Raw genomic sequence first — 20,994 nt, 5'->3', positions numbered from 1 at the left:
TTTTCAAGGCGAATCACGGCAATAGAGAAGGTGAAACGATTGAAAACGCGTGTTTGGGTTGTGGATAATATTGTTGATAAACGGCAAGTTTATCCACAAATACGAGAGGCGGTTGAATGGCTGCGGGCCGGGGAAGTCATCGCATTCCCGACAGAAACGGTGTACGGGTTGGGGGCCGATGCGGCCAATACGGCGGCGGTGGAAAAAATTTTCGCCGCCAAAGGGCGGCCGAGCGACAATCCGCTCATCGTGCACGTCGCTCATATCGCGCAAGCGGAGGCGGTGGCTGCTTCGATCCCGACGGTGGCGAAAACATTGATGGAGCGGTTTTGGCCGGGGCCGCTCACGTTAGTATTGCCAAAACGGGCCGGAGCGGTGTCTGAACGGGTGACGGCCGGGCTGCCGACGGTGGCGGTGCGCATGCCGGATCACCCGCTGGCGCTGGCGTTGATCGAGGCGAGCGGCTTGGCGTTGGCCGCCCCGAGCGCGAACCGGTCAGGAAGGCCGAGTCCGACGACGGCGGCGCACGTGCTCGCCGATTTAGACGGGCGGATCGCCGGGGTGATCGACGGCGGGCCGACCGGCGTGGGCGTCGAATCGACGGTGCTCGATTGCAGTGGGGACGTGCCGACGATTTTGCGCCCGGGAGGGGTGACGAAAGAGGCGCTTATTGAGGCGATCGGCCGCGTTGAAGAGGCCGCTGCTGTGGACGACGAGGCGGCGCCGAAAGCGCCGGGGATGAAATATACGCATTATGCGCCGAAAGCGCCGCTTTGGATCGTCGCCGGCCCGCCCGCGTTTTTGCAGCGGCTTGTCGATGAAAGCCGGGCGGAAGGGAAAACGGTCGGCGTGTTGACGACCGAGGAAAATCGGGATCAGTATGCGGCCGATGTCGTGCTGCCGTGCGGAATGCGCCAGGCGCTTGAGACGGTCGCGAGCCGGCTGTACGACACGCTGCGCCGATTTGATGAAACGAACGTCGATCTCATTTACAGCGAGGCGTTTCCGGAAGAAGGAATCGGCGCCGCGATCATGAACCGGCTCCGCAAAGCAGCCGGCGGACGCGTCATCAGCGAACAGCGGAAATGAAAGGGCGGCCGCCTGCCTTGGGGGATGCCGTTTCCAAACGCCAAACCGGTCTGTTGCGAACCGGTTTTTTCTTTTCCGTCCGCCCGTCAATCAGGCGGCGCCCATTGGCTGCCCGCCTGCTTCTAAACCGCCCTGGACGTGCATATGTTAGCAATAAGGCCGGTCCGGGAGGGAAGAAACATGGGCGCATTCATCGGCGAAATCATCGCGCTGTCAATGATGGCGCTGGCGCTGGGCATGGACGCGTTTTCAGTCGCTTTAGGAATGGGGCTGTTGCGCCTCCGGCTGCGGCAAATGTTTTATATCGGGTTGACGATCGGCTTGTTTCATATTCTCATGCCGCTTGCTGGCATGGCGGTCGGCCGCCTGCTGTCGCGCGAGTTCGGAAGCGTCGCGACATACGCGGGCGGGGCGCTGCTGTTATGGCTTGGCGTGCAAATGATCATCGCCTCGTTCCGGAGGGACGACGGCTCGCCGCTGTTTCCGCGCGGGGTGGGGTTGCTTTTTTTTGCGTTCAGCGTCAGCCTAGACAGCTTTTCCGTCGGGCTGAGCCTTGGCATTTTCGGAGCGCGGACGATGGTGACGATTTTGCTGTTTGGTCTGTTCAGCATGGTGCTGACATGGGTTGGGCTTTTTGTCGGCCGCCATTTTCAGCAATGGCTCGGTTCTTACAGCGAAGCGCTCGGCGGCAGCATTTTGCTGGCGTTCGGGCTCAAGCTGCTTTTTCTATAAACGGCGGCAGGCGGTTTTCCTTCAGTGGAAAAAAGCGGACTGCCTGCTTTTTTTGCTCTTTTCCCTATGGTATATTGATGGTAAGTCATTGATGTGAAGAGGTGGTTGTATGCCATACCGCATTTTGTTCGTCTGCACGGGCAATACGTGCCGGAGCCCGATGGCCGCTGCATTGTTGGAGAATAAGCAGCTGCCAGGCGTCGAGGTGAAATCGGCCGGCGTGTTTGCGGCGGAAGGAAGCGAGGCGTCGGTCCATGCCAAGACGGTGTTGAAGGAAAAAGGAATCGAAGCGGCCCATCGCTCCTCGCAGCTGAAAAAAGAGCATATCGACTGGGCGACGCACGTGCTGGCGATGACATCCGGCCATAAAGAAATGATCGTCGAGCGCTTCCCAGAGGCGAAGGACAAAACGTTTACGTTGAAGCAGTTCGTCTCGGGAACAGACGGCGACATCGCCGACCCGTTCGGCGGACCGGTTGAAGCGTACCGGGCGGCGCGCGATGAGCTGGAGAGGCTCATTGACCGCCTGGCGGAAAAGTTGCAAGCAGAACAATGATGTTGACAAGTGAGGGGGAACACAATGGGGGGGACAAGTCACCGGTTCGGCTTGCGCCTAAAGCTCGTCGTTTTTACGACAGCGTTGGCGCTGATCACCTATTCAACGAGCGCCTTTTTCTTGTACGTTTTGCACGATCAGTGGTTTGCATCATGGAACAAAAGCGTGTTCACGATGGTCGTGTTGCTCCTTGGCATTTTTTGGTCCGGGGTGCTTGCCTATTTTGCCGCTGGCTGGATTACAAGGCCGCTGCAGCGGCTCGAGGAAGCGGCGGCAAAGGCGACGGAAGGGCATATCGATGAGGATGTTCCGTTGCCCTCTTCCAATGACGAAATTCGCTCGTTGGCTGTCGCGTTCAACCGGATGCTCGGCCATTTGCGCGCGGTCGTCGCCAACGTGGAAGAAAATGCGGCGCGCACGAATGAAAAGACGGCGGAAATGAGGCAGGCGTCCGAAACAGCGTCAAGCCGTGCACGCGATATCGCAGCGACCATTGACGACATTTCCAAAGGGGCGGCGGCCTCGGCGGAGGCGATCCAAGAAGCGGCTGCGGCGGCCGAGGATGTGCTCGCCATCGCAGTACAAGTAAAAGAAACGGCCGAGCGTGCGGAACAGTCGGTATATGAGATGGCCAAAACGCTGAAGGCAAGCCGCGATATCACCCATTCGCTTGTCAGCGGCATCGATCAGCTGGCTGACGATCAAGAACTGTCGCGGGCGGCTGTCAAGCAACTCGAAGAACATGCCAATCAAATCGGCAACATTACGTTGCTTGTCGCTGACATTGCTGAACAGACGAACTTACTTGCGCTCAATGCTTCCATTGAGGCAGCCCGCGCCGGCGAGCACGGCCGGGGGTTTGCCGTCGTCGCCGAGGAAGTGCGCAAGCTGGCTGATGAGAGCGCCAAGGCGGTCAAGCAAATCGCGGGACTGGTCGGCAACATTCAAAACGAAGTCGCCCGTGTGGTGGCGCAAATGGACAAGCAGGTGGCCGCCGCAAACACCGAGGCGGCGAAAGGGGAGCGCACGAATGAGGCCATTGCGGCCATGGCGGCCTCAGCCGATGAAGTGATCCGCGCCGTCCATGACATCGCTGAGTTGGCGAAGCGTCAAATGGGGCATATGAAGCGGGCCGCGGCGCAGACGCAAGAAGTGGCGGCGATTGCTGAGCAGACGTCCGCCGGCGCGCTCGAAGTTGCGGCGGCGACCGAGGAGCAGGCCGCATCGATCAACGATGTGCATAAACTGGCTGGCGAGTTGGTTGAACAGGCCGAACAATTGCAGGCGGCTGTCGCCCGGTTCCGCACCCGTTGATGCACGTGCAAGCACATGATTCATCGAAAGGAGGAAGGGCGATTCCTCCCTGGCTTTCGCTATCACTGCGAAGTCGGGGGCTCCCCGCCCGAAAGTGATGAAAGTCGCCATTGCTTCTGACCATGGTGGAATTCGCATTCGTGAGGAAATTAAAGCGCTGTTGGATGAAATGGGAATCGAGTACACCGATTTTGGCTGCGACTGTGAAACATCGGTCGATTACCCGGATTACGCGTTTCCGGTCGCTGAAAAAGTGGCGCGCGGCGAATTTGACCGCGGCATTTTGATCTGTGGCACCGGCATCGGCATGACGATCGCCGCCAACAAAGTGAAAGGGGTGCGCTGCGCCCTTTGCCACGACGTCTACAGCGCCAAGCTGACGCGCATGCATAACGACAGCAACATTCTCGCGATGGGCGAGCGCGTCATCGGCCCCGGCTTGGCGCGTGAAATCGCCAAGGCATGGCTTGAGACCGAATTTGAAGGCGGGCGCCATGCGCGGCGGATCGGCAAAATCGCCGACTATGAAAACAAGCATTTGTAGGTCGAACCGAGGCCGCATCGGAGCTGATGCGGCCTGCGGGCCATGAGCGGAAGGCGCCGCGCGGCCCCATGCCGGCCGTGGGCGTCTTGCTTCATGAGGATGGCGGCAGCAAGAAGTGCAACTCAAGAAACCCTATAAAAGTTGCTCTTCGCTTTGCTCAAAAGCGATCGATTGAGGGGAAATGGTTGTTTTTCACCGCTCTTCTAGGAGGCCGGTGATTTAACGGAAAATGCAGTTCAACGGTGACGTTTCTCAAATTGAAAAAACTTGTAAATCTTGCCCTTCTCTTCACTTGAGAACTGTCGATTTAGGGGAAACGGTTGTTTTTTCACCAGCCTTCTAGGAAAACTCCATATTCGTGAGCATCGCAGGCATCTCCGGAGCCGGACTCGGTTTTGACGAACCACCGTCGAAAGTGCCAGTGTTCGTCAAGGGCGGCGTGGATAAAAACGAGCGAAGGAGGGGAGAGGACATGGACGCACGATTGACCGAATGGCGGCAGCAATGGCAAGCCATCTTGCGTGAGTTTCGCAAACAGGCGCCGATTGGCCGTGGCGACATCGTTGTGATCGGCTGCAGCACGAGCGAGGTGCTTGGCGAGCGGATCGGCACGGCCGGATCGATGGACGTTGCCGCCATGCTGTTTGCCGAGCTTGACGCGTGGCGGCGCGAAACCGGCATTGCGCTCGCGTTTCAATGTTGCGAACATTTAAATCGGGCGCTTGTTGTCGAACGGGAAACCGCCAAAGCTCACGGGCTTGAGATTGTTTCGGTCGTTCCGGTGCCGAAAGCGGGTGGGGCGATGGCCGCCTACGCTTATCGAAAGCTCGACGACCCGGTTGTCGTCGAGGCGATTCGCGCCGATGCCGGCATTGACATCGGCCATACACTCATCGGCATGCATTTGAAGCCGGTCGCCGTTCCCGTGCGCGTTTCGATGAAGCACATTGGATCGGCGTGCGTGACGCTGGCGAAAACGCGGCCGAAGCTGATTGGCGGCGCCCGCGCGGTCTACTCTTTGGAAAATCCGAATGATTCCTGTTCTTTCTAGCGATTTCATTCATTTTTTCTTTGAATTTGCCTAGCTGAAGCTGATAAAATAAAAACGAATATTCACTGATTTCGCATAAGGGGGAGCTATTGATGAATTACTTGCCACAACAAGATCCGCAAGTGTTCGCCGCCATTGAGCAGGAGCGGAAGCGGCAACATGCGAAAATTGAACTGATCGCCTCGGAAAACTTTGTCAGCCGCGCGGTCATGGAAGCGCAAGGGTCGGTGCTGACGAACAAATATGCGGAAGGCTATCCGGGACGCCGCTACTACGGCGGTTGTGAATATGTCGACATCGTCGAAGATTTGGCGCGCGAGCGGGCGAAGCAGTTGTTTGGGGCGGAGCATGCGAACGTCCAGCCGCACTCGGGGGCGCAGGCGAACATGGCCGTTTATTTCACCGTTCTTGAGCACGGCGACACGGTGCTTGGCATGAACTTGTCGCACGGCGGCCATTTGACGCACGGCAGCCCGGTCAATTTCAGCGGCATTCAGTACAATTTTGTCGAATACGGCGTCGATCCGGAAACGCATGTCATTGACTATGACGACGTGCGCGAAAAAGCGCGCCTTCACCGGCCGAAGTTGATCGTCGCCGGCGCGAGCGCCTATCCGCGCATCATCGACTTCGCCAAGTTCCGCGAGATTGCCGATGAAGTCGGCGCCTATTTAATGGTTGACATGGCCCATATTGCCGGTCTTGTTGCGGCAGGTGTTCATCCGAATCCGGTGCCGTACGCCCATTTTGTCACGACGACGACGCACAAAACGCTGCGCGGTCCGCGCGGCGGGATGATTTTATGCCAGGAGCAGTTCGCCAAACAGATCGACAAAGCGATTTTCCCTGGCATTCAAGGCGGCCCGCTTATGCATGTCATTGCCGCCAAAGCCGTCGCGCTCGGCGAAGCGTTGCAAGACGACTTTAAAATCTACGCGAAGCGCGTCGTGGAGAATGCCCAACGGCTCGCTTCCGCCTTGCAAAACGAAGGATTCACCCTCATTTCCGGCGGCACGGACAACCATTTGCTGCTTGTCGATTTGCGCCCGCAGCAGCTGACCGGGAAAACGGCGGAGAAAGTGCTCGATGAGGTTGGGATTACGGTCAATAAAAACACGATTCCGTACGATCCGGAAAGTCCGTTTGTCACAAGCGGTATCCGCATCGGCACGGCCGCGGTCACGACGCGCGGCTTCGGATTGGAAGAGATGGACGAAATCGCCGCCATCATCGGCCTTGTGCTGAAAAACGTCGGCAGCGAACAAGCGCTTGAGGAAGCGCGCCAACGCGTCGCCGCTTTGACGGAAAAGTTCCCGCTCTATCAAGACTAAGCGCAGCCGCCGCTTCGTCCGAAACCGTACGGTGCACCGCCTCCGGACTTGGCGGTGCGCCTTTTTCCGTTCGTTCGGCAGTTGAACAGGCGCTCGTTTTCCAGTAGAATGTATAGAAGTGCAGCGCATACATACGGAAGAGGAGATGACTTATGGGAAAAGTATATGTGTTTGACCATCCGCTCATCCAGCATAAATTGACTTACATTCGCGACAAGAATACGGGCACGAAAGAATTTCGCGAGCTTGTCGACGAAGTGGCGACGTTGATGGCGTTTGAAATTACGCGCGATCTTCCGCTTGAGGAAGTCGAGATCGAAACCCCCGTCAGCAAAGCCAAAGCGAAAGTGATCGCTGGCAAAAAATTGGGCGTCATTCCGATTTTGCGCGCTGGCATCGGCATGGTCGACGGCATCCTAAAGCTCATCCCGGCGGCGAAAGTCGGCCATATCGGCTTGTACCGCGATCCGGAGACATTGAAGCCGGTCGAATATTACGTCAAGCTGCCGAGCGATGTCGAAGAACGCGACTTTATCATCGTCGACCCGATGCTCGCGACCGGCGGCTCAGCGGTGGCGGCGATCGATGCGCTGAAAAAGCGGGGGGCGAAAAGCATTAAATTTATGTGCCTGATCGCGGCGCCGGAAGGAGTCAAAGCGGTGGAGACGGCCCACCCGGATGTGGACATTTACATCGCCGCTCTTGATGAACGGCTGAACGACCACGGCTATATTGTTCCCGGCCTTGGCGACGCCGGTGACCGGCTGTTTGGCACAAAATAACGGCTGCAAGACGCCCCGCTCTGCGCGGGGCTCGCATTCCATCGAGCGGCGGAGAGGGTGCCTTGCCCATGCATCGGTTAAGCGCTTGCATCGAACCGGAGCGGCAGAAAGGTGGCGCTGAGAAACCGCTCCGTTTGCAAAGCCAAGCATACAGGATAATGAAAAGGAAAATAGGCTAAAAATAAAATATACCATTATACATCTCACATTTCGCACCCTGAATAAAAATTCGAAATAAGCCCGATTTGACCGAATAAAAATTAATTATTTTACAATTTTTGTATAAAAAATTATTTTTATGCGAATATCCAGGTTGTTTTTTGTATATTATGCAAAGGTTGCGAAATATGAGATACATCATCATTGTGAGAAAAAAATGAGAAATTGTCACAAATTATTAATATTTGCCCTATGTGAATGAGGTTTTACGTGGAAACACATTGACATTGACGGGGGCGTATTGTATTCTTTACAAGGGGTAGATTGAGAAGGTTTTCATTATAAATTTAAAGGGTGCATTGGCATGTCCCCAAAGCAGCGCCACCCGTTTCAAGCCATGGCGTTGATGTCCGCCATCGTCTCCCAACTTGTCGGTTCGATTTTGGTCGGCGTTTTCGGCGGGAGATGGATCGATGATCGATTTGGCACCGAGCCGATCTTTTTGATCGTCGGCCTCTTGCTTGGACTGGCGGCCGGCGTGTACGCCATGTTGCGCTTGATCCGCCAATATTTCTCTGAGGAGTAATGAAATGGGAAGCCTTCAAACGATGTTTTGGCGGCAAGTTAGGTACATATTGTATTTGCTCGCCATCTATACGCTCGGCTTTGGGTTTACGCCATATAAAACCGTTTTTCTCAGTCTGATTCTCGGCACATCGATCAGCCTCCTCATGGTTTGGAACTTAACCTGGAAAATCGAAAAATTCGGACAAGCAGTGGCGGCGCGCAAAAAAGTGCGTACATTGGGCACCTTGTCGCGTTTGGCGCTTGCCGCGTTGGCTGCTGTCATTGTTCTGACGTATCCGCAATATTTTCATATCGTGCCAACCGTTTTGGGATTAATGACATCCTACATTGTCATTATAATAGATTTCTTCTTTCACAAGAAAAACGACAAGCTGCAGGTATGAAAGCGAGGTGAGAGATGATGGAACATGAAGCGCCGCTTGTCGAATTTTTAGGCCTTACTTTTAATTTATCTGATATGTTGATGATTACGATCACGAGTTTGATCGTTTTCATCATTGCTGTTGCGGCTACTCGCTCGCTTCAGCTGCGCCCGACGGGAATGCAAAACTTTATTGAGTGGGTCTTTGACTTTGTCAGAGGCATCATTAACAGCACGATGGATTGGCAAACGGGCGGCCGCTTTTTGACGCTGGGCGTCACGCTCATCATGTATGTGTTTGTGGCCAATATGCTTGGACTGCCGTTTTCCGTCCATGTCAACGGTGAACTTTGGTGGAAATCGCCGACCGCGGATGCGACCGTTACGTTGACGCTGGCGGTGATGGTCGTCGCCCTCACCCACTACTATGGCGTCAAAATGAAAGGGGCGTCCGAATATTTGCGCGATTACACCCGTCCAGTCGCCTGGTTGTTCCCGCTCAAAATCATCGAAGAGTTTGCCAACACGCTGACGCTTGGTTTGCGTCTTTTCGGGAACATTTACGCCGGGGAAATTTTGCTTGGCTTGCTCGCCAGCCTTGGCACGAATTACGGTGTGCTTGGCGCTGTTGGCGCAGCCATCCCGATGATGGTGTGGCAAGCGTTCAGCATTTTTGTCGGCTCTATTCAGGCGTTCATTTTTACGATGTTAACAATGGTTTATATGGCTCATAAGGTCAGTCATGACCATTGAGCATTCCTTTTCATTAGAGCAAGACTTGAATGAAACATTACTTTAAACATTGCGAAGGAGGATCTATCGACATGAGTTTGGGTGTACTTGCAGCTGCGATTGCGGTAGGTTTGGGGGCGTTAGGCGCCGGCATCGGCAACGGGTTGATCGTCAGCCGTACCATCGAAGGGATTGCACGTCAACCGGAATTGCGTCCGGTTTTGCAAACGACGATGTTCATCGGGGTCGCGTTGGTTGAGGCGCTTCCGATCATCGGTGTCGTCTTCTCGTTCATTTACTTAGGTCGATAAGAAATAGATATGGAAAGTGATGGCGAAGTTCGTGTCAACGACCACCTTCGCCATTCCTTTATGTGCGGTTTTGCGAGATCGCGTCGGTGCGATAGCTGTCGAAAGGAGTGAAACGCGGTGTTGTGGAAGGCAAACGTATGGGTGCTCGGCGAAGCGGCGCATGGCATCAGCGGCGGCACGATTATTTACCAATTGCTGATGTTCATCATTTTGCTGGCCTTGTTGCGCAAATTCGCTTGGCAGCCGTTAATGAATATCATGAAACAACGTGAAGAACATATCGCGAACGAAATCGACCAGGCGGAAAAACGCCGTCAAGAAGCAGAAAAACTTCTTGAAGAACAGCGCGAACTGATGAAGCAGTCGCGCCAAGAAGCGCAAGCGCTCATTGAAAACGCGCGCAAGCTGGCTGAAGAGCAGAAAGAACAAATTGTCGCCTCGGCCCGTGCGGAAGCGGAACGGGTGAAAGAAGCGGCGAAAAAAGAAATCGAGCGTGAAAAAGAACAGGCGATGGCCGCGCTCCGCGAACAAGTGGCCTCGTTGTCTGTCTTGATCGCCTCAAAAGTGATTGAAAAAGAGCTGACCGAGCAAGATCAACGCAAGCTGATCGAAGCGTACATCAAAGACGTTCAAGAGGCAGGAGGAGCGCGATGAACCAAGAAGTGATCGCCAAACGGTACGCGTCCGCTTTGTTCCAAATCGCGCTCGAACAAGGAAAGCTTGATCGAATCGAAGAAGATGTTCGCGCCGTGCGCCAGGCGTTGGCGGAAAACGGCGAGTTTTTATCGCTTCTTTCGTATCCGAAACTTTCCTTGGATCAGAAAAAAGCGCTCATCCGCGAAGCGTTCGCCGGTGTGTCCACCCCGGTGCAAAACACGCTTCTCCTTCTTCTGGAGCGCCATCGCTTCGGCCTTGTGCCCGAGCTGGCGGAACAGTTTCTCGCCCTAGTCGACGATGCGCGTGGCATCGCCAAGGCGGTCGCCTATTCGGCGCGGCCGTTGACGGACGAAGAACTGCGGGCGCTTTCCGACGTCTTTGCCCAAAAAGTCGGCAAACAGACGCTTGAGATTGAAAATATCATTGATCCGGAACTCATCGGCGGCGTGAAGCTGCGCATCGGCAACCGCATTTACGACGGCAGCGTCAGCGGGCAGCTTGAACGGATTCGGCGGCAGCTGATCGGCTAACATTTGAAGACAGGGGTGAAAGGCATGAGCATTCGAGCGGAAGAAATCAGCGCGCTCATTAAGCAGCAGATTGAAAACTATGAATCGCAAATCCAAGTGAGCGACGTCGGCACCGTCATCCAAGTCGGCGACGGGATCGCGCGCGCTCATGGGCTCGATAACGTCATGTCCGGCGAGCTCGTCGAGTTTGCCAACGGCGTGATGGGCATGGCGTTGAACTTGGAAGAAAACAACGTCGGTATCGTTATTTTAGGACCGTACACCGGCATTAAAGAAGGGGACGAAGTGCGCCGTACGGGCCGGATCATGGAAGTGCCCGTTGGGGAAGCGCTCATCGGCCGCGTCGTCAACCCACTCGGTCAGCCTGTTGACGGATTAGGGCCGGTGGAAACGACGGAAACGCGCCCGATCGAGAGCCCGGCGCCGGGCGTTATGGACCGGAGATCGGTGCATGAGCCGCTGCAAACCGGGATTAAAGCGATCGACGCGCTCGTGCCGATCGGCCGCGGCCAGCGCGAACTCATCATCGGCGACCGGCAAACGGGGAAAACGTCCGTCGCCATTGACACGATCATCAACCAAAAAGACCAAAACATGATTTGTATTTATGTCGCCATCGGGCAAAAAGAATCGACGGTCCGCACCGTTGTCGAAACGCTCCGCAAACACGGCGCGCTCGACTATACGATCGTCGTCACCGCTTCGGCGTCGCAGCCGGCTCCGCTTTTGTTCTTGGCGCCGTATGCCGGTGTGGCGATGGGCGAGTATTTCATGTATAAAGGCCAACACGTGTTAGTGGTCTATGACGATTTATCGAAACAAGCCGCGGCATACCGTGAATTGTCGCTCTTGCTTCGCCGTCCGCCGGGCCGTGAAGCGTATCCGGGGGATATTTTCTACTTGCACTCCCGCCTGCTTGAGCGCGCAGCGAAATTGAGCGATGCCAAAGGCGGCGGTTCCTTGACCGCGCTTCCGTTCGTCGAAACGCAAGCGGGCGATATTTCCGCGTACATTCCGACGAACGTCATCTCGATTACGGACGGGCAAATTTTCTTGCAATCGGACTTGTTCTTCTCCGGCGTCCGCCCAGCGATCAACGCAGGGTTGTCCGTTTCGCGCGTCGGTGGGGCAGCGCAAATCAAAGCGATGAAAAAAGTAGCCGGGACGCTCCGTTTGGACTTGGCCGCTTACCGTGAGCTGGAGGCGTTCGCCCAATTCGGCTCCGACCTCGACAAGGCGACGCAAGCGAAGCTCGCCCGCGGGGCGCGCACGGTCGAAGTGCTGAAGCAAGATTTGCATCAGCCGATTCCGGTCGAAAAACAAGTGTTGATCATCTATGCATTGACGCGCGGCTTTTTGGACGACATTCCGGTTGAAGATGTGCGCCGTTTCGAGAAAGAGTTTTACTTGTGGCTCGACCAAAACGGCCAACACTTGCTTGAGCACATCCGCACGACGAAAGATCTTCCGAACGAAGACGATCTCAATAAAGCGATCGAAGCGTTCAAGAAAACGTTTGTCGTTTCACAATAAGGCCGGCGGGGGCATATCGCCCCCTCACGCCTGTTAGAACCCGTGCAGCAAAAAGGTGGTGAAACCTTTGGCATCGTTACGCGATATTAAAACGCGCATCAATGCGACGAAGAAGACAAGCCAAATTACAAAAGCGATGGAAATGGTCTCGACGTCGAAGCTGAACCGAGCGGAGCAAAACGCGAAATCGTTCGTTCCATATATGGAGAAAATTCAAGAAGTCGTGGCTAATGTGGCGCTTGGCGCCGGGGGGGCTTCGCATCCGATGCTCGTTTCGCGCCCGGTGAAAAAAACCGGGTATCTCGTGATCACGTCGGATCGCGGTCTGGCTGGCGCGTACAACAGCAACGTGCTGCGCCTCGTGTACCAAACGATCCAAAAACGCCATGCTTCTCCGGACGAATATGCGATCATCGTCATCGGCCGCGTCGGGTTGAGCTTTTTCCGCAAGCGGAACATGCCGGTCATTCTCGACATCACCCGCTTGCCGGACCAGCCGTCGTTTGCCGATATTAAAGAAATCGCCCGCAAAACGGTTGGGTTATTCGCCGACGGTACGTTTGACGAGCTGTATATGTATTACAACCATTACGTGAGCGCGATCCAGCAAGAGGTGACGGAACGGAAGCTTCTGCCGCTCACTGACTTGGCGGAGAATAAGCAGCGCACGGTGTACGAATTTGAACCGTCGCAAGAAGAAATTTTGGACGTCTTATTGCCGCAGTATGCGGAAAGCCTCATTTACGGCGCATTGCTCGATGCAAAAGCAAGCGAACACGCCGCCCGCATGACGGCGATGAAGAACGCAACGGACAATGCGAACGAGCTCATTCGCACATTGACGCTTTCCTACAACCGCGCTCGCCAAGCGGCGATTACGCAAGAAATTACGGAAATTGTCGCCGGAGCAAACGCCTTGCAATAGGGGACTAGCAAGTTAGGAGGGAAAACGATGACAAGAGGACGCGTTATCCAAGTCATGGGTCCGGTTGTAGACGTCAAGTTTGAGAACGGCCACTTGCCGGCGATCTACAACGCCCTGAAAATTCAACATAAAGCGCGCAACGAAAACGAAGTCGACATCGACTTGACATTGGAAGTCGCCTTGCACCTTGGCGATGATACAGTACGGACGATCGCGATGGCGTCCACAGACGGCCTCATCCGCGGCATGGAAGTCATCGATACCGGTGCACCGATTTCGGTGCCGGTCGGCGAAGTCACGCTTGGCCGCGTGTTCAACGTCTTGGGCGAGCCGATCGACTTGGAAGGCGACATTCCGGCTGACGCCCGCCGCGACCCGATTCACCGTCCGGCGCCAAAATTCGAGGAATTGGCGACGGAAGTCGAAATTTTGGAAACGGGGATTAAAGTCGTTGACTTGCTTGCCCCGTATATTAAAGGCGGAAAAATCGGTTTGTTCGGCGGCGCTGGCGTAGGAAAAACGGTCTTGATTCAAGAGCTGATCCACAACATCGCCCAAGAGCACGGCGGGATTTCCGTCTTTGCTGGCGTCGGCGAACGGACGCGCGAAGGAAACGACTTGTACCATGAGATGAAAGATTCCGGCGTCATCAGCAAAACGGCCATGGTGTTCGGACAAATGAATGAGCCGCCGGGGGCGCGGATGCGCGTCGCCTTGACCGGCTTGACGATGGCCGAATACTTCCGTGATGAACAAGGCCAAGACGTGTTGCTCTTTATCGATAACATCTTCCGTTTCACGCAGGCCGGTTCGGAAGTGTCGGCGCTGTTAGGCCGCATGCCGTCGGCCGTTGGTTACCAACCGACATTGGCGACGGAGATGGGTCAATTGCAAGAGCGGATCACGTCGACGGCGAAAGGATCGATCACCTCGATTCAAGCGATTTACGTCCCGGCCGACGACTATACGGACCCGGCTCCGGCCACGACGTTCTCGCACTTGGATGCGACGACGAACCTGGAGCGGAAGCTCGCGGAGATGGGGATTTATCCGGCCGTTGACCCGCTCGCTTCGACATCGCGTGCGTTGGCGCCGGAAATCGTCGGCGAGGAGCACTACCAAGTCGCCCGCAAAGTGCAGCAAACGCTGCAACGTTATAAAGAATTGCAAGACATCATCGCCATCTTGGGGATGGATGAACTGTCGGATGAAGACAAACTCGTCGTTCATCGCGCCCGCCGCATCCAGTTCTTCTTGTCGCAAAACTTCCACGTGGCGGAGCAGTTCACGGGCCAACCGGGCTCCTACGTGCCGGTGAAAGAAACAGTGCGCGGCTTTAAAGAAATTTTGGAAGGCAAATACGACCATCTTCCGGAAGATGCGTTCCGCTTAGTCGGCCGCATTGAAGAAGTCGTTGAAAAAGCGAAAGCGATGGGTGTCGAAGTGTGACCCGGGATAGGGGGATTGGACAATGAAAACGATCCACGTGAGCGTCGTTACTCCTGATGGCCCGGTGTACGAAGACGATGTTGAGATGGTCAGCGTCAAAGCGAAAAGCGGCGAGCTCGGCATTTTGCCGGGGCACATTCCGCTTGTCGCCCCGCTCGAGATCAGCGCGGCCCGGCTGAAAAAAGGCGGCAAAACGCAATACATTGCCGTCAGCGGCGGCTTTTTGGAAGTCCGCCCGGACAAAGTGACGATTTTGGCTCAAGCTGCTGAACGGGCGGAGGACATTGACGTCCTCCGCGCCAAAGCGGCGAAAGAGCGGGCGGAGCGCCGCCTGCAAAGCCAGCAGGATGACATCGACTTCAAGCGGGCTGAACTGGCGTTAAAACGCGCCATGAACCGTTTGAGTGTTGCGGAAATGAAGTAAAAAGCAGGGGAAAACTCCCCTGCTTTTTTTGATGAAAACAGAAGAATCGTCCGTCAAGGAGAGAGGCAAACGCTCTCTCTTTTTTCGTTCCTCGCATTCCGTCGTTTCAACAAAGATGAAGCGCTTACATGAATGGATACAGTGTTGACAGTGTTAACTTGAAGTTTTGCTGACACGGCTGGATATAAATGTTATAATGAAATCGAAGGAATTATTGAAAAATTTCATCATTAACACCATACGTATGTAGTAAACCGGAAGGGGGCGAGCTGGTTGAGCAACATCTATGCAAACAGTTATTTGATCATCTTCGTCTTCCTTTGCCTCGGTGTGTTGCTGCCGATCGGGGCGCTCACGGCCGGGCGGTGGCTGCGGCCGCACGTGCCGAGTGATGCAAAGGCGACAACGTATGAAAGCGGTAACAATCCCTTTCACGACTCGCGCGTTCAGTTCCAAGTTCGGTACTACCTATTTGCCTTGCTGTTTGTCATTTTCGATATCGAGACGGTGTTTTTGTACCCGTGGGCTGTTGTCTATGACCAACTCGGTTTGTTCGCGTTGGTGGAAATGATCATTTTCATCGTTTTGCTTGCCATTGGCCTTATCTATGCTTGGAAAAAGAAGGTGTTACGATGGATGTGAAATGGGAGGGTTTTTCTGGCGTCGAAATGGAAGAAGTGAAGCGAAACGTCTTTTTGACGACGTTGGAACAGTTGAAAGGATGGGCCCGAAGCAGTTCGCTTTGGCCGTTGACGTTCGGCCTTGCCTGTTGCGCTATCGAGATGATGGCGGTCGGCGGCGCCCATTACGACCTCGACCGGTTCGGTTCGTTTTTCCGCGCCTCGCCGCGGCAGGCGGACGTCATGATTGTCTCGGGCACGGTGACGAAAAAAATGGCGCCGCTCTTGCGCCGGTTGTATGACCAAATGCCCGAACCGAAATGGGTCATCGCCATGGGTTCGTGTGCGACAGCCGGCGGCCCGTACGTCAAATCGTACAGCGTCGTCAAAGGCGTCGACCAAATTGTCCCGGTGGACGTGTACATACCAGGCTGTCCGCCGAACCCGGCAGCGCTCATCTACGGCATTCATAAATTAAAAGAAAAAATCCGACTGGAAGCCAAAACGGGGAAGAAGGTGCTGTAACCGATGGATGAAGAAAAAGATTTGGCCCAGCGAAAAAAAGAAGCCGCTGAGCGGGCAAAACAGCTGGCGCGCGAACGGCTCGCGGCTAGGCAGGCAGATGAACAGGCCAAGTCAGCCGCCGAAACGGGCAGTTTGAAAACGCCCCCGAATTCGAATGGCAGCCAGCTCGAAACAACGAAGGGAGAGGCAACGGAACCGGCATCGGCCGACGATCTTGCATTGGCGAAAAAACGAGCAGCCGAGGAAGCGCGGGCGAAGGCGGCGGAGCTGCGAAGACAGCGCGAGGCCGCTGCGTCTGGTGCGGCGACCGAAGGCGACCTCGAGGCGGCGAAGAGAAAGGCGGCGGAGGAAGCGCGGGCGAGGGCGGCGGAACTGCGGAGACAGCGCGAGGCGGCGGAAAGCGGTGCGGAGGATGATCTTGAGTTGGCGAAGAAAAAGGCAGCTGCGGCCGCGAAGGCGAGAGCTGCTGCATTAGCCAAACAAAAAGCCGCTGAAGCGTCGGGCGACGATGACGAGCTAGCCAAGCAAAAAGCGGCCGCCGCGGCGAAAGCGAAAGCTGCGGCCGCGGCAAAAGCGCGGGCGGCGGCCTTGGCGAAGCAACAAGGCGGCGCTGGCGATGAGGGGGCGAAACAAAAAGCGGCAGCGGCCGCCCGGACAAAGGCCGAAGAAACTGACGGAGGAACCGGACGGTATGCCGCTCCGTCGCCGAACGATCCGCTGCTTGAGAAATATGTCCGCATCATTCATGAGCATCTCGGTTCGGACGTGCTCGAGGATGCATACATCAACCGGCTGGCGAAAGATGTGCCGACGCTTGTCGTGAAAAAAGAGGCGTACTACAAAGTCGCCGAGTTGTTGAAAGGCCATGAACAGCTTCGGTTTGATTATTTATCCGAGCTGCACGGCACCGATTTTCAAACGCATATGGAAGTGTACGTCCATTTGTATTCCTATCCAAACCGGCAGCCGGTGGCGCTGAAAGTCAAAATCGAGCGCGACAACCCGGAAGTCGATTCGCTCGTTCCGCTTTGGCCGGGGGCGAACTGGCCGGAGTGCGAAGCGTACGATTTGCTTGGCATCCGTTTCCGCGGCCACCCGAACTTAATCCGCATCTTCCTAGGGGAGCAATGGGTCGGGCATCCGTTGCGCAAAGATTACGAGCCGTATGATGCGGAGGTGTAGATGATGCTGCGCACAGAAGAAATGATTTTAAACGTCGGCCCTCAACACCCGAGCACGCACGGGGTGTTCCGCCTCATTTTAAAAATTGACGGCGAGATCATTCAAGAAGCGACACCGGTCATCGGCTATTTGCATCGCGGAACGGAGAAAATTGCCGAAGGGCTGCAATATACGCAAATCATCCCGTACACCGACCGGATGGACTATTTATCAGCGATGACGAACAACTATGTGCTTTGCCATGCGGTCGAAACGATGATGGGCATTGAAGTGCCGGAGCGGGCCGAATATTTGCGCGTTCTCGCCATGGAGCTTGGGCGGATCGCCAGCCACCTTGTCTGGTGGGGGACGTACTTGCTTGACCTTGGCGCGACGAGCCCGTTTTTGTACGCGTTCCGCGAACGCGAAATGATTATTAATCTATTAAATGAGCTGTCTGGAGCGCGGTTGACGTTCAACTATATGCGCATCGGCGGGGTCAAATGGGATGCGCCGGACGGTTGGATTGACAAAGTGAAGCAGTTCGTTCCGTACATGCGGGAGAAACTTCACGGCTATCATGAGCTTGTCACCGGCAATGAAATTTTCCGCGAGCGCGTCACCGGCGTCGGGCGGTATACGAAAGAAGAGGCGATCAGCTATTCGCTGAGCGGCGTCAACTTGCGGTCGACCGGCGTCAAATGGGATTTGCGCAAAGATGAACCGTATTCGATCTATGACCGCTTTGATTTTGACGTGCCGGTGCGCGAGGGCGGCGATTGCCTCGCCCGCTATGAATGCCGGATGGCGGAAATCGAACAGTCGCTCCGCATCATCGAGCAGGCGTGCGAGCAATTTCCGCCTGAGGGGCCGATCATGGGAAAAGTGCCCCGCATCATTAAAGCGCCGCCGGGTGAGACATTTGTCCGCATCGAAGCGCCGCGCGGCGAGATCGGCTGCTATATTGCGAGCGACGGCAAAAAAGAGCCGTACCGCCTCAAATTCCGGCGCCCATCGTTTTACAACTTGCAAATACTCCCGAAGCTGCTCAAAGGGGAAAACTTGGCCAATGTCATCGCCATTCTTGGGTCGATTGACATTGTGCTTGGGGAGGTCGACGGATGATGGAACAATGGCTTGAATCCACGCCTGGCTGGTCGAACATCGCCCTGTTTTTCGGGCTTGGGGCGCTGCTTTTGGCGGTTGTGCTCGCCTTTGTCACATACGGCATTTTGGCTGAACGGAAAGTGATGGGGTTTATGCAAGGGCGCATCGGCCCGAACCAAGTCGGCGGCCGCTTCGGACTGCTGCAAACCGTTGCCGATGTGTTGAAGCTGCTTTTGAAAGAGGATACGATCCCGAAAGCGGCCGACCGTCCGCTCTACGTGCTGGCGCCGATCATCGCCTTTGTGCCGTCGTTTATGGTGTTGGCGGTATTGCCGTTTACCGATGCGTTCCGGTTCGCCGATATTGGCGTCGGCCTTCTGTATTATATCGCTGTCTCCGGCTTGACGACCGTCGGCGTTGTCGCCGGCGGCTGGGCGTCAAACAACAAATACGCTCTGCTTGGCGGCATGCGGGCAGCCGCGCAAATGATTTCCTATGAGATTCCGCTCGTCATGTCAGCGCTTGGCGTCGTGCTTTTGGCTGGAAGCATGAATTTAGTCGACATCGTTGCGGCGCAAAAAGACGTCTGGTTCATTTTCGCCCAGCCGTTGGCGTTTTTGATTTTCCTCATTGCCGCGGTGGCCGAGTTGAACCGGACGCCGTTTGACTTGCCGGAGGCGGAGTCCGAGTTGGTCGCCGGCTTTCATGTCGAATATTCCGGATTCCGTTGGGCGTTCTTTATGCTCGCCGAGTATGTGTATTTGTTCGCCATGGCGGCGCTTGTGACGATTTTGTTTCTCGGCGGCTGGCATCCGGTCGCCTTTCTCGGCTGGATTCCTGGCGCGGTCTGGTTTGCGCTGAAGTTTTGTGCGGTTGTTTTCGTCCTCATTTGGTTTCGCGCCACATTTCCGCGCGTGCGCGCCGACCAGCTGATGGAGTTCGCCTGGAAAGTGCTGCTTCCGCTTTCGCTCGTCAACATTGTGCTGACGGCGGTCGTTAAAGCGTGGTTTTTCTAAAAAAGCCGGTGATTTAGTGAAAAGTCGCGAAAAACGGACTTTTCTCAAATTGAGAAGTCCTGTAAAATCAACGTCTCTCTTTCAACCAAAAGCAACGGATTCGGCGAAATCGGTCGTTTTTCGCCAGTCCTCTAAAGAAACAAAGCAACTTGTCTTGCCAGGAAGGGGGCAGCCGCCCATGAGCATGGCCTCCTTCTTCGGGCAGAGGTCGTGTCGGAACGCCACTTTTCCCATGAGAGGGGTAGACGGATGATAGGGTTGATGAAAGGATTGGCGTATACGTTAAAAGAGTTGACGCGCGAAAAAGTGACGTACGATTACCCGCACGAACCGCTCCCGCTCCCGGATCGGTTTCGGGGCATCCAGAAATTTTATCCCGAAAAATGCATCGTGTGCAACCAGTGTGTCAACATTTGCCCGACCGAATGCATCCAGCTGACCGGGAAAAAACATCCCGATCCGACGAAAAAAGGGAAAGTGATTGAGACGTACAACATCAACTTTGAAATTTGCATTTTATGTGATTTGTGCACGGAAGTATGCCCAACGGAAGCGATTGTCATGACGAACAACTTTGAGCTCGCGGAATACAGCCGCGACGCTCTGTATAAAGATTTGGCCTGGCTTGATGAAAACGATACGAACATAAGAAGGGAGAATAAGCCGTGAGCGGAACGGACATCGCCTTTTTCTTGCTCGCCCTCACGGCGATTGCCGGGGGAGTGACGATGCTCCAGCTGACGAACGTCGTCCATATGGTCATCGCCCTCGTCATGACATTTTTGGGCATTGCCGGGCTGTACGTGCTGTTGTCCGCCGAATTTGTCGCTGTTGTGCAAGTGCTCATCTATTCCGGAGCCATCACGATCATCATGCTGTTTGCGATCATGCTGACGCGCCATCACACAGACGAAAGGGAGCGCCAAACCACCGGCGGCGTCTGGCATAAAGCGGTTGCCGCCCTCTCCGTCATCGCCTTCGGCCTTGCCGTCTACTTCGGCATCCGCCAGCTCGACTTCAGCGCTGACGGCAGCGCGCTGGCGGGCGACAACGCTAAGGCGATCGGCAAGTTGCTTTACTCGTATTATACGATTCCGTTTGAAATCGTGTCTGTCATTTTGCTTGTCGCCTTAATTGGCGCGATCGTGTTGGCGAAAAAAGACGGCAAGGGGGCGGAAGACGAATGACATTATCGGCCTATTTAGCGTTGGCGTTGATCTTGTTTTGCATCGGGCTGTACGGGGCGCTCACGAAGAGGAATACGGTCATTGTGCTCATCTGCATTGAGCTGATGTTAAATGCGGTTAACATCAATTTCGTCGCGTTTGCCAAATACGGCGCCCATCCCAGCGTTCACGGGCATGTGTTCGCGCTGTTTGCGATCGCCGTGGCGGCGGCGGAAGCAGCCGTCGGCTTAGCTGCGCTCATCGCTTTTTACCGCAGCCGGAAGACGGTTCAAGTCGATGAAGCCAATTCGTTGAAACATTAGAGAAGGGG

At 55.3% G+C, this 20,994-nt stretch carries 26 protein-coding genes; all 26 read left to right on the top strand.

All coding sequences use genetic code 11. The features are described from left to right. Positions 1 to 39 precede the first annotated feature (39 nt). The 26 genes from B1A75_RS01840 (at position 40) to nuoK (ending at position 20,986) form a co-directional block, all read left to right on the top strand. Positions 40 to 1,089 (top strand): L-threonylcarbamoyladenylate synthase, encoded by a 1,050-nt coding sequence (locus tag B1A75_RS01840; RefSeq protein WP_074042859.1) that lies wholly within the window; start codon positions 40 to 42, stop codon positions 1,087 to 1,089. A gap of 180 nt (positions 1,090 to 1,269) precedes the next feature. Next, positions 1,270 to 1,821, top strand: coding sequence for a manganese efflux pump MntP (locus B1A75_RS01835; RefSeq protein WP_074042858.1), 552 nt, complete (start codon positions 1,270 to 1,272; stop codon positions 1,819 to 1,821). Between the two features lie 109 nt (positions 1,822 to 1,930). After that, entirely contained in the window at positions 1,931 to 2,377 is a 447-nt protein-coding gene (locus B1A75_RS01830) for a low molecular weight protein arginine phosphatase (RefSeq protein WP_074042857.1), read from the top strand. Positions 2,378 to 2,401: 24 nt separating this feature from the next. Further along, positions 2,402 to 3,691, top strand: coding sequence for a methyl-accepting chemotaxis protein (locus tag B1A75_RS01825; RefSeq protein ID WP_079935639.1), 1,290 nt, complete (start codon positions 2,402 to 2,404; stop codon positions 3,689 to 3,691). A 97-nt stretch (positions 3,692 to 3,788) separates the two neighbouring features. Further along, positions 3,789 to 4,235, top strand: coding sequence for a ribose 5-phosphate isomerase B (gene rpiB / locus B1A75_RS01820; RefSeq protein WP_074042855.1), 447 nt, complete (start codon positions 3,789 to 3,791; stop codon positions 4,233 to 4,235). 472 nt (positions 4,236 to 4,707) lie between these two features. Beyond that, positions 4,708 to 5,286: a TIGR01440 family protein gene (locus tag B1A75_RS01815; RefSeq protein WP_079935638.1), complete on the top strand. Its 579-nt coding sequence runs from the start codon at positions 4,708 to 4,710 to the stop codon at positions 5,284 to 5,286. A 92-nt stretch (positions 5,287 to 5,378) separates the two neighbouring features. Next, positions 5,379 to 6,617, top strand: coding sequence for a serine hydroxymethyltransferase (gene glyA / locus B1A75_RS01810; protein ID WP_074042853.1), 1,239 nt, complete (start codon positions 5,379 to 5,381; stop codon positions 6,615 to 6,617). Positions 6,618 to 6,769: 152 nt separating this feature from the next. Continuing rightward, positions 6,770 to 7,399: a uracil phosphoribosyltransferase gene (gene upp / locus B1A75_RS01805; protein WP_033017312.1), complete on the top strand. Its 630-nt coding sequence runs from the start codon at positions 6,770 to 6,772 to the stop codon at positions 7,397 to 7,399. 523 nt (positions 7,400 to 7,922) lie between these two features. After that, positions 7,923 to 8,144: an AtpZ/AtpI family protein gene (locus B1A75_RS01800; protein WP_011232833.1), complete on the top strand. Its 222-nt coding sequence runs from the start codon at positions 7,923 to 7,925 to the stop codon at positions 8,142 to 8,144. Between the two features lie 4 nt (positions 8,145 to 8,148). Next, on the top strand, positions 8,149 to 8,529 hold the full coding sequence (locus B1A75_RS01795) for an ATP synthase subunit I (RefSeq protein WP_074042852.1): 381 nt from the start codon (positions 8,149 to 8,151) through the stop codon (positions 8,527 to 8,529). 17 nt (positions 8,530 to 8,546) lie between these two features. Then, positions 8,547 to 9,260 carry a F0F1 ATP synthase subunit A gene (atpB, locus tag B1A75_RS01790; protein WP_074042851.1) on the top strand — a complete coding sequence of 238 codons (714 nt, stop codon included), beginning with the start codon at positions 8,547 to 8,549 and terminating at the stop codon, positions 9,258 to 9,260. A 71-nt stretch (positions 9,261 to 9,331) separates the two neighbouring features. Continuing rightward, positions 9,332 to 9,550 (top strand): F0F1 ATP synthase subunit C, encoded by a 219-nt coding sequence (gene atpE, locus B1A75_RS01785; RefSeq protein WP_011232830.1) that lies wholly within the window; start codon positions 9,332 to 9,334, stop codon positions 9,548 to 9,550. A 120-nt stretch (positions 9,551 to 9,670) separates the two neighbouring features. After that, positions 9,671 to 10,204, top strand: coding sequence for a F0F1 ATP synthase subunit B (locus B1A75_RS01780; RefSeq protein ID WP_171660741.1), 534 nt, complete (start codon positions 9,671 to 9,673; stop codon positions 10,202 to 10,204). Further along, complete coding sequence (locus B1A75_RS01775) at positions 10,201 to 10,737, top strand: F0F1 ATP synthase subunit delta (RefSeq protein WP_079935637.1); 537 nt, start codon at positions 10,201 to 10,203, stop codon at positions 10,735 to 10,737. The genes B1A75_RS01780 and B1A75_RS01775 overlap by 4 nt, the downstream gene beginning before the upstream one ends. A 24-nt stretch (positions 10,738 to 10,761) precedes the next feature. Further along, positions 10,762 to 12,270: a F0F1 ATP synthase subunit alpha gene (atpA, locus tag B1A75_RS01770; protein ID WP_011232827.1), complete on the top strand. Its 1,509-nt coding sequence runs from the start codon at positions 10,762 to 10,764 to the stop codon at positions 12,268 to 12,270. 67 nt (positions 12,271 to 12,337) lie between these two features. Continuing rightward, positions 12,338 to 13,195 carry an ATP synthase F1 subunit gamma gene (atpG, locus tag B1A75_RS01765; protein ID WP_011232826.1) on the top strand — a complete coding sequence of 286 codons (858 nt, stop codon included), beginning with the start codon at positions 12,338 to 12,340 and terminating at the stop codon, positions 13,193 to 13,195. A gap of 27 nt (positions 13,196 to 13,222) precedes the next feature. Beyond that, positions 13,223 to 14,644: a F0F1 ATP synthase subunit beta gene (gene atpD / locus B1A75_RS01760; protein ID WP_011232825.1), complete on the top strand. Its 1,422-nt coding sequence runs from the start codon at positions 13,223 to 13,225 to the stop codon at positions 14,642 to 14,644. 22 nt (positions 14,645 to 14,666) lie between these two features. Further along, on the top strand, positions 14,667 to 15,068 hold the full coding sequence (locus B1A75_RS01755) for a F0F1 ATP synthase subunit epsilon (protein ID WP_011232824.1): 402 nt from the start codon (positions 14,667 to 14,669) through the stop codon (positions 15,066 to 15,068). 273 nt (positions 15,069 to 15,341) lie between these two features. Next, positions 15,342 to 15,710, top strand: a complete 369-nt coding sequence (locus B1A75_RS01750; RefSeq protein WP_011232823.1) for an NADH-quinone oxidoreductase subunit A — start codon at positions 15,342 to 15,344, stop codon at positions 15,708 to 15,710. Next, positions 15,701 to 16,213, top strand: coding sequence for a NuoB/complex I 20 kDa subunit family protein (locus B1A75_RS01745; RefSeq protein WP_011232822.1), 513 nt, complete (start codon positions 15,701 to 15,703; stop codon positions 16,211 to 16,213). Before B1A75_RS01750 ends, B1A75_RS01745 begins: the two co-directional genes overlap by 10 nt. Before the next feature lie 3 nt (positions 16,214 to 16,216). Beyond that, entirely contained in the window at positions 16,217 to 17,395 is a 1,179-nt protein-coding gene (locus B1A75_RS01740) for an NADH-quinone oxidoreductase subunit C (protein WP_079935636.1), read from the top strand. 3 nt (positions 17,396 to 17,398) lie between these two features. Continuing rightward, positions 17,399 to 18,499: an NADH-quinone oxidoreductase subunit D gene (locus B1A75_RS01735; protein WP_079935687.1), complete on the top strand. Its 1,101-nt coding sequence runs from the start codon at positions 17,399 to 17,401 to the stop codon at positions 18,497 to 18,499. Next, the gene (nuoH, locus tag B1A75_RS01730) at positions 18,496 to 19,497 is read left to right on the top strand and encodes an NADH-quinone oxidoreductase subunit NuoH (protein WP_011232819.1); all 1,002 of its coding nucleotides are present in this window, start codon (positions 18,496 to 18,498) and stop codon (positions 19,495 to 19,497) included. Before B1A75_RS01735 ends, nuoH begins: the two co-directional genes overlap by 4 nt. Before the next feature lie 249 nt (positions 19,498 to 19,746). Next, a complete protein-coding gene (gene nuoI / locus B1A75_RS01725; protein ID WP_013146600.1) occupies positions 19,747 to 20,166 on the top strand; it encodes an NADH-quinone oxidoreductase subunit NuoI in 420 nt (139 codons plus the stop codon). After that, positions 20,163 to 20,684, top strand: a complete 522-nt coding sequence (locus B1A75_RS01720; RefSeq protein ID WP_079935635.1) for an NADH-quinone oxidoreductase subunit J — start codon at positions 20,163 to 20,165, stop codon at positions 20,682 to 20,684. Before nuoI ends, B1A75_RS01720 begins: the two co-directional genes overlap by 4 nt. Further along, positions 20,681 to 20,986 carry an NADH-quinone oxidoreductase subunit NuoK gene (gene nuoK / locus B1A75_RS01715; RefSeq protein ID WP_011232815.1) on the top strand — a complete coding sequence of 102 codons (306 nt, stop codon included), beginning with the start codon at positions 20,681 to 20,683 and terminating at the stop codon, positions 20,984 to 20,986. The genes B1A75_RS01720 and nuoK overlap by 4 nt, the downstream gene beginning before the upstream one ends. The last annotated feature ends 8 nt before the right edge of the window (positions 20,987 to 20,994 follow it).

The sequence above is a fragment of the Geobacillus sp. LEMMY01 genome, from assembly GCF_002042905.1.
GTDB classification, from domain to species: Bacteria; Bacillota; Bacilli; order Bacillales; family Anoxybacillaceae; genus Geobacillus; species Geobacillus proteiniphilus.
Note: the sequence above shows the minus strand (reverse complement) of the source record. Positions and strands in the feature narration are given on the sequence as shown.